At 68.6% G+C, this 7,093-nt stretch carries 9 protein-coding genes; 4 read left to right on the top strand and 5 right to left on the bottom strand.

Features of this window, described 5'->3' with window-relative positions; translation table 11 throughout:
- Positions 1–1,110 (bottom strand): extracellular solute-binding protein (locus VFF46_RS29330; protein ID WP_325040463.1); only part of this gene is annotated, 1,110 nt, incomplete at its 3' end.
- Positions 1,111–1,234: 124 nt separating this feature from the next.
- Positions 1,235–1,750: a CGNR zinc finger domain-containing protein gene (locus VFF46_RS29325; protein WP_325040462.1), complete on the bottom strand. Its 516-nt coding sequence runs from the start codon at positions 1,748–1,750 to the stop codon at positions 1,235–1,237.
- A 72-nt stretch (positions 1,751–1,822) separates the two neighbouring features.
- Here VFF46_RS29325 and VFF46_RS29320 point away from each other — a divergent pair, with 72 nt between their 5' ends.
- A complete protein-coding gene (locus VFF46_RS29320) occupies positions 1,823–2,980 on the top strand; it encodes an MFS transporter (RefSeq protein WP_325040461.1) in 1,158 nt (385 codons plus the stop codon).
- Positions 2,981–3,053: 73 nt separating this feature from the next.
- Here the strand turns inward: VFF46_RS29320 and VFF46_RS29315 are convergent, their stop codons facing one another.
- Positions 3,054–3,920, bottom strand: a complete 867-nt coding sequence (locus tag VFF46_RS29315) for an SIS domain-containing protein (protein ID WP_325040460.1) — start codon at positions 3,918–3,920, stop codon at positions 3,054–3,056.
- Positions 3,921–4,039: 119 nt separating this feature from the next.
- Here VFF46_RS29315 and VFF46_RS29310 point away from each other — a divergent pair, with 119 nt between their 5' ends.
- The 3 genes from VFF46_RS29310 to VFF46_RS29300 all read left to right on the top strand — a co-directional run bounded on the left by VFF46_RS29310 (position 4,040) and on the right by VFF46_RS29300 (position 6,185).
- Positions 4,040–4,822 (top strand): DeoR/GlpR family DNA-binding transcription regulator, encoded by a 783-nt coding sequence (locus VFF46_RS29310; protein ID WP_325040459.1) that lies wholly within the window; start codon positions 4,040–4,042, stop codon positions 4,820–4,822.
- 151 nt (positions 4,823–4,973) lie between these two features.
- Positions 4,974–5,663: an O-methyltransferase gene (locus VFF46_RS29305; RefSeq protein ID WP_325040458.1), complete on the top strand. Its 690-nt coding sequence runs from the start codon at positions 4,974–4,976 to the stop codon at positions 5,661–5,663.
- A gap of 207 nt (positions 5,664–5,870) precedes the next feature.
- The gene (locus VFF46_RS29300; RefSeq protein WP_325040457.1) at positions 5,871–6,185 is read left to right on the top strand and encodes a hypothetical protein; all 315 of its coding nucleotides are present in this window, start codon (positions 5,871–5,873) and stop codon (positions 6,183–6,185) included.
- Between the two features lie 58 nt (positions 6,186–6,243).
- On the opposite strand, the gene VFF46_RS29295 is transcribed toward VFF46_RS29300, so the two are convergent.
- Together VFF46_RS29295 and VFF46_RS29290 are read right to left on the bottom strand one after the other, a co-directional pair.
- Entirely contained in the window at positions 6,244–6,471 is a 228-nt protein-coding gene (locus VFF46_RS29295) for a hypothetical protein (protein ID WP_325040456.1), read from the bottom strand.
- 73 nt (positions 6,472–6,544) lie between these two features.
- Positions 6,545–7,093: alpha/beta hydrolase family protein (locus tag VFF46_RS29290; RefSeq protein ID WP_325040455.1), on the bottom strand; the 549-nt coding region annotated here is incomplete at its 5' end.

Genomic DNA, 7,093 nt, shown 5'->3' with positions numbered 1-7,093 from the left:
CGGTACGCCGACCGGCAGCTTCGCCGCGACACCGTTCTTGGCGGTCGTGACCGCGGCGGTCTCGTCGACGTACTTGTTCAGGTAGTTGAACCGGATCCACTTGATCGCCGCCGCCTGCTCGGCCTCGGTCGCGCTCGGGCTCACGATCTGCACGCTGCCGCCGGACAGGGTGCCGTGGTCGCCGCCCTGCTGGGGCATCGGGCCGACGCCGAGCGCGGACGCCTTCAGGCCGTTGATGTCGACCAGCGTGTGGTAGGCGTCCGGCGCGGACATGTACATCCCGATCTTGCCGGCCGCGAACGCCTTGGAGATGCCGTCGATGTCGTACAGCACCGCCTGCCCCATCGACTTGTCCACCCACTTCATGTCGTGCAACGCCTGCAGCGCCGCCTTCGACGGCGCATCCTCGAACGCCGCCTTGCTGCCGTCCGCGTTCTCGATCGACCCGCCGAACGCGTACGTCTGAGCCGTGAACATCCAGCCACCGGTGTTCTTCGTGGTCATCTGCGCGTAGCCGGCCTGACCGGTCTTCTGCGCGATCTGCTTGGCGTCCGCCCGCACCTCGTCCCACGTGGCCGGCGGCTTGTCGGGGTCGAGCCCGGCCTTGGTGAACAGGTCCCGGTTGTAGACCAGGCCGACCGAGTACGCGGCGGTCGGGACCGCGAACACGTTGCCGGACTTGTCCTGCGCGATCTTCAGCACGTTCGGGTTCAGCTGGTCCAGGAGGCCGTCGTCCTTGAGCACCTTGGTCAGGTCCGCGACCTGCTTGCGCGCGATCATGCCCTGCGGCTCGGTGAACGGCACATTCAGTACGTCGGGGAGTTGCCCGCCGGCCGCCTGCGCCTGGAACGTGGTCGCGTCCCAGATGGTCTCCATCGGCTTCAGCTTGATGTCCGGGTTGGCCTTCTCGAAGTCGGCCACCCGCTGGTCGAACTGCTTGCGGTTCTCGGGATCGGAACTCGGCGGCCGGTCACCGACCGTGATCGTGACCTGCCCACCCGGGCTGGATCCGGCGCCGGAAGCACCGCCCGAGGACGGCGCGCTGGAGCACGCCACGAGCAGGAACGGCACGGAAAGCCCTGCAGCACAACGGATTGCAAACCTGTTCATCGGAACTCCTCTGCGGGGATGTCGGTCAGCAGGCCGACCGTTCCGCACGGTAGCGCAACCGCTTTCGCAAACACCAGACCTCAAGCGAAACTGCTTTCGCAACAATTCGGCCTCGCTGCCCGCTTCAGGCTTGGCGGGCGCGATGAGTCGCCACTCGGGTGCGGGTCGCGCACCGGGGCGTGCAAAAGCGGCGGGGACGATTGAGGGCCGTGTTGGCGAAGACCTGCCCGCAGTCGGTCGCCGCGCAGACGGCCAACGCCTCGAACCCATGGCCGGCCGCGAACGTCGCCAGCCCCAGCGCAGTGGTCGCGGCCAGCCAGTCCGCCCACGACGCACCAGGCTCCGCCACGTGCACGTGCCACGGCGTCCCGTCGTGATCGGACAGGTACGGCCGTACGGCGTACCGCGCGAGCAGCTCGTTCAGCACCCGCGCACCCTGCGCCGAGTCCCCCTCGAACACCGCCCGCAACGACTCCCGCACTGCCAGGACCCCCGTCAGGTCCCCCTCGCCAACCTCGACCGGCTCAGGCTCACCATGCTCGAGGAGAAACGCCCGCAGCTCAGCCGGACCCGGCAACTCCTGCAGGTTGACGAGGTCGACGGCCAGCCGAATCAACCGGTCCGGGGACTGAATTTCCACTGGACTCCTCCCGTAACGCCTTTGCTAGCGTAACGCGTAACACCTGCTATTGCGTTACACGGGAGGCGCGGCGTGCCCAGCTACTACGTTGCGGCGACGCTGGCCCGGTTCGCCGACGAGATGGTTGCGTTCACGCTCGTACTGCTCGTCCTCGACCGCACCGGCAGCCCGGCCCTCGCCGGGCTCACCGGTGCCGCGTACGCACTGCCCGCGATCATCACCGGTCCGCTGCTCGGCGCCTGGCTGGACCGTACGGCCCATCGGCGCAGCGCCCTCGCGGTCAACCAGGCAACGCTCGCCGTCGTCATGCTCGTCCTGCTGCTCCTCGTGGGGCACGGCGCCGCCTGGATCGCCCCGGCCCTCGCCGCAGTCGCCGGGGCGACGCTGCCGATGGTCAGCGGCGGCTTCACGAGCATGCTGCCGAGCCTGTTCCGCCCGCAGCGGCTGGTGCGGGCGAACGCGTTCGAGTCCGTCAGCTTCAGTACCGCCGCGATTGCCGGACCTGCCACCGCGGCCACGCTCGCCGCCGCGGTCTCGGTCGACGCGGCCGTTCTGGTGATCGTCGGCGCCGCCGTCCTGAGCATCGTCGCGATCACCCGCCTACCTGCTCTCCCACCCGTCGGTGCGTCCGGCGAACCGTTCCTCGCGTCGGCGATCGGCGGCCTCCGGCACCTCGCCCGTACGCCGCCCCTGCGCGCTTCGACCGTGACGACCACACTGCTGATGGGCTGCACCGGCATCCTCCTGATCGCGCTGCCGCTGCACATGCCGTCCCTCGGCCAACCGCGCTCCGCCGCCGGCTACCTGTGGACTGCCGTCGAGATCGGCAGCGTCACCACGGCTCTCCTGCTCGGCCGCTCGAAGCTCCGCCCGGAGTACGTCGTCATGCTGTCGGTCGCGGCGTACGGCGTGGTCCTCTGCACGTGGGCGCTCGCCTCGTCGTTCGCCGTACTGGTCGTCCTCGCCGTCACCGCCGGCCTCGCCGAAGGCCCCACGCTCCCGGCAATGTTCGCGGCCCGCCAGCAGTACAGCCCACCGGAACTCCAGGGCCGGGTCAGCACCACAGCAGCCAGCCTCCGGGTAGGAACCTCAGCCCTCGGCCAAGCCACTGCCGGCGTGCTGGTACCCGCCGTGGGCACCCACGCCGCCATCCCCATCGCGGGCCTAGGCCTACTCCTGGCCGCAGGCCTCGGCCTCCTCGCTGCCCACACTTCTCGTTTGAGTGGTTAACCAGTGAAATGGCCCCTTCACCACCCGCATGGAAGGGGTGAAGGGGCCATCTGACGGGTTAACCCGTGAAACGTCAGGCGTCGAGGATGACCGAGCGGGTCAGGCTGCGGGGCTGGTCGGGGTTGAGGCCGAGGGCGAGGGACTTGGCGACGGCGACGCGCTGGGCGACGACGAGGGAGGCCATCGGGTCCAGGTCGGCGTGCTGGACGATGGTCGCGCCGGTGGCCGCGACGTCGTCGATCAGGCCGGCCGGGGCCTCGCCGAAGATCCAGACGCCGCGCCCGGGCTGCGCGATCGCGATCGGGCCGTGCCGGTAGTCCATCGCCGGGTACGCCTCGGTCCACGCCGACGCGGCCTCCCGCTGCTTCAGCGCGGCCTCGTGGGCCAGGCCGACGGTCCAGCGCGTGCCGACGTACGTGACCTGCTCCAGCTTCGCGAGGTCGTCGACGTCGATGGTCAACGCGGTCTGAGCGTCCGCGGCGGCCTTCGACAGGTCCTCGCCGAGCGATGCGCGCAGCAGCGCGAGCGTCGTGGTCGCGAACCGGGTCTGTACGACGGACTGCTCGTCGGCGAACTCGAGCAGGATCGTCTGGTCGGCCAGCTCGACGATCGGCGAGTCCGGCGTCGCGGTGATCGCCACGGTCGGCAGCTCGGTGTCGCGGATCAGGTCCAGTACTTCGGTGGTGGTGCCGGAGCGGCTGATCACCACGACCGCGTCGTACGTCCGACCGGCCGGGAACTCCGATCCGGCGAACGCGTCGGTCTCACCCTGGCCGAGGTCCTCGCGGAGCGCGGCGTACGCCATCGCCATGAACCACGACGTACCGCAGCCGACCGCTGCGACCCGCTGACCGGCCTTCGGAAGCGCACCGCCGTACTGCGCGAAACCCTCCGAGACCTGTCGCCAGAGGTCCGGCTGAGTGGCGATCTCAGTGCTCACAAATGGCTGCTGGGTCATGTCGTCTCCGCACTTGTCATGGTCGAAACTGCTCGAACGTGATCGAATGGTGCCAACCAGCCGCCACCCGGCTGACCGATTGTGTGAAGGAGGAGCCCCGGGTGAAGCGTTACGAACGCCTCAACACCTTGCTCGAGTCGCTCGCCGAGAAGGGCGCCATCGACGTCGACGAGCTCGCCGAGCAGTTGCACGTGTCCGCGGCCACGATCAGGCGCGACCTGGACCACCTCGGCAAGCAGCAGCTCCTCACCCGGACCCGCGGCGGCGCCGTGGCGAACGCGGTGTCGTACGACCTGCCGCTGCGCTACAAGACTGCGCGTTTCGCGTCCGAGAAGCAGCGGATCGCGCAGGCGGCGGCCACCTTGGTGCGGCGCGGCATGGTGATCGGGATGAACGGCGGCACCACGATCTCCGAGGTGGCGCGGACGCTGGCCACCCGGCCGGAGCTGTCCGCGGAGCACGGCGAGCCGGCGTTCACGCTGGTGACGAACGCACTGAACATCGCCAACGAGCTGATCGTCCGGCCGCACGTGAAGATGGTGCTGACCGGCGGCGTGGCGCGGCCGCAGTCCTACGAGATGATCGGGCCGCTCTCGCACCGGATCCTGTCCGACCTGTCGCTGGACATCGCGTTCATCGGCGTCGACGGCATCGACGAGACCGGCGCCACCGCCCATCACGAGGGCGAGGCGAACATCAACCAGCTGATCGTCAGCCGGGCCGCGAAGGTGGTCGTGGTGGCCGACTCCTCCAAGCTCGGACAGCGCGCCTTCGCCCGGATCTGCGAGCTGAGCGAGATCGACACCCTGGTCACCGACGCGCAGGCCGACGACAGCCAGCTGGCGGTCTTCAAGGAAGCCGGCATCGACGTCATCCGGGCCTGACCCCAACTCAACACACCTCCCTCACCAGGTGAGCCACGTCTCGATGAGACGATCATATCTGATCAGGGCAAGGTTGTTATGAGCAGGAGTGCGCAACCTCCGCGCGTGCAGCGCGGAAAGCGCACCGCCAACCGCTAGGCTTCGGTTCAGCATGGGTACCGCAGCCGCACATCACGCAGCCGACCACTGGGAGGACGCCATCGCCACCGGCATCGACCCGACGTCCTGGGCGTACGCCGAGGACTACACCGGTGAGGACGAAGTCGTCACCGGTGCGCGGGCGAGCGCCGCCGACAGCGGTGTCGCCCCGATCGGCCCCGGCACGGCCGCCGCCCTGAGCCTGCTGGCCGCCGGCGCGGGCGCGAAGGCGGTCGTCGAGATCGGCACCGGCACCGGCGTCTCCGGCCTGGCGCTGCTCCGCGGGATGCGCGCCGACGGCACCCTGACCACGGTCGACATCGACGCCGAGAACCAGCGGCTGGCCCGCAAGACCTTCCTGGACGCGGGCGTCGCGTCGAACCGGTTCCGCCTGATCGCCGGCGCCGGCCTGGACGTCGTCACCCGGCTCACCGACGGCCACTACGACCTGGTCTTCTGCGACGCCGACCGCCGCGAGAACACGGCGTACCTGCACGAGGCCCTCCGCCTGCTCCGCCCCGGCGGACTGGTCGCGTTCGCCGGCATCCTCACCAACGGCAAGGTCGCCGACCCGTCCCACCGCGACCCCGACACGATGGCGCTCCGAGACCTGATCCGCGCCGTCCGCGACGACGACACCCTGGTCTCCGCCCTCCTCCCCACCTCCGAAGGCCTCCTCACCGCCGCCAAACGCCTGAAGTAGCTCTCGCGGAAATCCTTCGACCATCCAGGTCATCAGAGCTGCTCAGAACTCGCCGATGAATCCAATAAACATACTAAGATTCACCGCAATTAGTATGTTTGTAGATTCTTTTGGAGGATTTGGTGCGCTCGTTCAGCGATCTCGACCGAGCTAGCCAACTGGGCACGGATCCAGAGCATTACGGCCTCGTCCGCGATCGAGGGCGTCGTGGTAGCGGATGTCTCTCGGGCTGAGCGCATCATCGACGGTACGGCGGGGGTACTGCGGAACCGCAGCGAACAAGAGCTGGCCGGCTACCGGCTGTCGCTCGACTATCTGTTCCAGGAGGATTGGCACCCGCTGAACATCGGTCTCCTCCTTCACCTCCACCGGCTGCTGTGGTCAGAGACCGCGTATCCCGGCGGCGAGCTCAGCGACCAAACGATCCGACTCGTCCTCGAGGAGCTCAAGGCCGAGCAGAAGGTCAGCCCTGAAGGCACCGGACGAGGCGCGGTATGGCGACGCTTCCCCGACGAGAACTGAACACCTCAGTACACGCCGCAGGGAGCTCCCGCAGCGTGTACTGGTGGGACTACCGAGGTCAGTAGGTGACGTAGAGGTCGAAGCCGCCGAGGGGGAACTCGCGGCATTCGTAGGTCTGGGCCTTCGGGCTGGTCATCAGGATGTTGTTGCCGGCCTGCACGCAGTCGGTGTACAGCGTGTAGTGGCCACGCCATTGGGTCGAGTCGGTCGTTGCCTGGGCGCCGGCCATCGGTCCGGCCACTGCTGCGGTGAGGCCGAGCAGGGCTGCGGTCAGCGTCTTTCGCATGTCTGATCTCCCGAGATAGTGGACTAGTCCCGGGGACAGTAACCGAGGTGTGGGTCAAACGCTTGTCTGACGGTTAGCCGGTGAGGCGGGTTAGTTCGGTGGTTACTTGGTGCCAGGGGTCCGACTGGGGGTCGATCAGTTCGTAGTGGGCGCAGTGGTCGACGGCGTGGAAGTGGGCGGTGGGGTGGGCGGCGAAGTAGGACTTGGTGAGGGCTATGGGGACCACTGAGTCGTTGACGCCGTGGAGGAGGGTTACGGGGGCTATTGGGGCGGGGAGGTGGACAGGGTCCAGGTCGTTGCGGACGCCGCCGCCGATGAAGTCCTGTACGGCGCCCTTGTCGAGTTTCTGCTGGTCTGCCATCAAGAGGTCGGCTACCGGCGCTAGAGCGAGCACACCGCGCAGGCGGACCGGGTTGAGCGTTGCCGCGGCCCAGAGCGCCAGCTGACCACCAGCGGAGTGCCCCATGAGCACGTACCCGGCCTGGACGTCCAGCAGGTCCGGCAGCGCGTCCAGGGCGGTACGGACGTCAGCCGTGGACGCATCCGGGTTACCGGGCTCGCGGCGGTACTCCAGCAGCAGCACGGGCCAGCCGAGGTCGGAGAGCGCCGCACCGAGTGAGCG

The sequence above is a fragment of the Kribbella sp. genome, from assembly GCF_035655035.1.
Classification (GTDB): Bacteria; Actinomycetota; Actinomycetes; order Propionibacteriales; family Kribbellaceae; genus Kribbella.
Note: the sequence above shows the minus strand (reverse complement) of the source record. Positions and strands in the feature narration are given on the sequence as shown.

What these genes read in the sequence shown, in the direction of transcription:
- VFF46_RS29305 (WP_325040458.1), top strand. Translation starts at nt 4,974, where the DNA reads ATGGGTACCGCAGCCGCACATCACGCAGCCGACCACTGGGAGGACGCC.
- VFF46_RS29295 (WP_325040456.1), bottom strand. Translation starts at nt 6,471, where the DNA reads ATGCGAAAGACGCTGACCGCAGCCCTGCTCGGCCTCACCGCAGCAGTG.